We start from the raw sequence: 3,416 nt of genomic DNA on the forward strand, positions 1-3,416 counted from the left end.
GAAGTTGGTGATCAACCAGTTCAGGTTCTGCGCCGCCTGGCTCATCGGGCTCACACTAACGCTCCTGATCGTAGGTGTTACCGGGGCCGAAGCCCTGTTGGTCGTTCCGTGTGCGGCCCGTACCGGCGCCGCGCCCCCGCCGGACGCCGCGATGCAGGTTGCTGAGCCTGCCGCGGACCTCGTCCGGATCACGGGAGATCTGCGGACCTCCCTGTACGGGCTGCTGTTCCGTGGAGTGTTCGGTCAGATTCGCCCGGGGGACCCGCTTGGGGAGGCCGGAGGACGTCGTTCCCTCCGTGCGCACCTCCCGGCGCGGCCCCCGGTCCCACGGCGCCTCGCCGGACGCCTGGTCCCCGGGCTCTTCCCGCGGTCGCTGAGCCGGAACCTCCTCGGACTGCTGCCACGTCAGGTCCCCGCGCGGGAACCCGTCGCTGTTCGCATAGGGGTCCGCCGGGACCGGGTCTGGTCCATTGAAGCCTACGCGCTGCCCGCTGCCCGCGGGAGCGTCGTGCGCGGATTCGGTCCGGCCCGGGAACGCCCCGAACTGCTGCTCCGGCTGTCCCCTGTGGTGCGGGTCCTGCGCCGGGTTCCGGTGGTACGGGCTGCCGTCACCGGCCGGCTGCCCGTAGGCGTCCTCCCGGGCCTCCGGGTACCCCTGACCGTAGCCCTGCTGTTCCGGGACGTCCTGCCGGCCGAATGCCCGGTCCGGGAAGCCCTGGCCGTGGCCCGGGTAACCCTGGTCCTCGTAGGCGGGCTGCGGAGGCTCTTCCGGCTGCTGCTGGGACTCCAGCAGCGCGCGGCGCTCCTCGCGGCGCAGCGCGCGCTCGGCGGGGCTCTCATCGGCGCCCTGCCCGGCTCTCTGGTAGCGGGTGTCGTCGAAGCCCAGTTCCGCGGCCGTGCGCAGTCCCGCTTGCTCCGGAGTCTCCATGGGTCCCTCGGGGACGATCCGGGAGACGGTGAACTGCTCCTCGTCGAGCGGCCCGCCACCGTGGGTGATCACCTCGGGCAGCATGACCAGCGAGGTGGTGCCGGACTGCTCTCCGGATGGCCGCAACTGGACCCGGATGCCGTGCCGTTCGGACAGACGGCCGACCACGAACAAGCCCATCCGACGGGACACCGCCGCGTCCACGGCCGGTGGCTGGGCCAGCCGGTGGTTGATCTCCGCGAAGTCCTCGGGCGTCAGACCGATGCCCTTGTCATGGATCTCGATCATGATCCGGCCGTCGGGGAGCCGGGTGGCGGTGACCCGCACCTTGGTCTGCGGCGAGGAGAACGTAGTGGCGTTCTCCAGCAGCTCGGCCAGCAGATGCACCAGGTCGGTGACGACGGCGCCGTGGATCTCGCTCTCCGGCACCCCGGAGATCTCGACCCGGTCGTACGCCTCCACCTCGGATGCGGCCGCCCGGATCACGTCCACCAGGGGTACCGGCTGGGTCCAGCGGCGTCCGGGCTCCTCACCCGCGAGCACCAGCAGGTTCTCACCGTTGCGCCGCATGCGGGTCGCCAGGTGGTCGAGGCGGAAGAGGTTCTCGAGCTGATCCGGGTCGGCCTCGTTGTTCTCCAGATCGGTGATCAGTGCCAGCTGCCGCTCGATGAGGCCCTGGTTGCGGCTGGAGAGGTTGGTGAAGATCGCGTTGACGTTGCCCCGCAGCATGGCCTGCTCACCGGCCAGCCGCACGGCCTCGCCGTGCACCCTGTCGAAGGCCCGGGCGACCTCCCCGATCTCGTCCTTGCTGTCGATCGGGATCGGAGTCACCCGCTGGTCGACGGCTCCCGGTTCGGTCCGGGAGAGCTGGTCGACGAGCGAGGGCAGCCGTTCCTCGGCCACCTGCAGGGCCGCGGTCCGCAGCCGGCGCATGCTCTGGCTCATCGCGTGAGCCATCAGGGCCGCGATCACGAAGGCCACCAGGAGCGCGGTGAGCACGATCGCGGCGTTCACGATCATGTCCTGCCGGGCGGCGGCGGCGACATCCTGCGCCTCGGTCACCGCGGCATCGACGAGCTCCTCCTCCACCTCCCGGTAGGCGTCGAACTTCGCGGTGGAAACCCGGAACCACACTTCCGGGGTGAGCCCCTGCTCGGCCAGCTGGGCCGGCGTGGCCCCGGAGGCGATGAGCTGCACCATGGTGTCCAGGTCGGGGGCGCCGGGGACCGCCGCGGCAGCCTTGGCCATGGCCTCCTCGAGCCGCTCGCTGTCCTGTGGAGTGCCCGCGGACACGTACTCGGCGCGGGCGATGTTCTCCAGATAGGCATACGAGGTGAAGGCGGTGAGCTGGATCCGGGTCTGCTGCTCGCCCGGCCCGGGGGCGACCAGCAGGTGGGTGCCGATGGCCCGCTGCAGCGAGGAGGCGGCCTTGCTGAGCGAGAGCGCGTAGACCGTCCGGCCGTAGGTGGTGACATTGCCGGTGCCCAGGCCCATCTCGTTGGAGAACGACATCAGCGGGTGCTGGACCTCGACGTAGCCCTCCTCGGTCTGCACCCCTTCGGTCTGCTCGGTGTAGGCGACCTCCCGGAGGCCGGGCAGCTTGGGCTCGACCTCCGTGAACAGCGACAGACGGTGGCGCAGGCTGTCGTTGTCGGGCAGGTCGGCGACCCGGTCGTGGAACTCCTCGCGCGCCTGGCCGGTGGTGCGCCGGGCAGTCTCCACGACGGGCGAGTTCTCGTCGCCGCCGAGCAGGGGCTCGGCCGAGACGTCCCGCTCGTCGATCAGCGCGTGGCCGTAGGCGGTGGCGGCGCGGACCAGCTGGGCGATGCGTTCGGCGTCCTGCGCCTCGCGCCAGGTGTCGTAGGAGCTCTGCACGCGCAGCCCGCCGAAGACGAGCGCGACGAGCACGGGGATCAGGAGGATGGCGTTCAGACGGGTAGCCACCCGCCAGTTGCGGGGCGCGAATCTGCTTCCGGTTCCGGAGGTCTCGGGCCGGTCGTCGCCGGGCGGCTCCGTGACGGCCGACGGCGGGGTGAAGTTGCCCCGCCCGGCTGTCCGGGATGCGTCCGGCTCCCCCGTCCCGGGGAGAGCCTGCGTGCTGCGCCTCACTGGCCTGTCACCTCTCGGAGGGCCCGTCGCCGCCGATGGGCCGTCACTACTGCGGAGTTCGTTGGATTCCAGCACGTCAGGGCGGCACTTTCCAATCCCCTGACGATCCGGCCCCGCGCCGCAGACCCCCACCCGAAAAACAGACATTCACCCCGAAATCCCAACAAAGGACCTCTCCGGTGTACGCACAGGGGTATGAGGCGCTTGCCCCGTGTGTACAGGCCATGATGATTGCCTGCTGAACCGTTATACACAGGCGGGCGGCACTGTGGCCAAGAACACAATGCACCCCGGCATCCGGCAGGCCCTCCCGGTGCGTCAGTTCAACCGGGCCAGGAGTGCGTGCTCGACGAGGGTGATCAGCGCGCTCTTGGCCTCG

Annotated in this window: 1 protein-coding gene; it reads right to left on the bottom strand. The window is 70.6% G+C overall.

What is annotated here, in order from left to right:
* Positions 1 to 55 precede the first annotated feature (55 nt).
* Positions 56 to 3,037, bottom strand: coding sequence for a sensor histidine kinase (locus ABD299_RS23855; RefSeq protein WP_425581408.1), 2,982 nt, complete (start codon positions 3,035 to 3,037; stop codon positions 56 to 58).
* Positions 3,038 to 3,416: the final 379 nt, after the last annotated feature.

The organism is Streptomyces sodiiphilus, assembly GCF_039529215.1.
GTDB classification, from domain to species: Bacteria; Actinomycetota; Actinomycetes; order Streptomycetales; family Streptomycetaceae; genus Streptomyces; species Streptomyces sodiiphilus.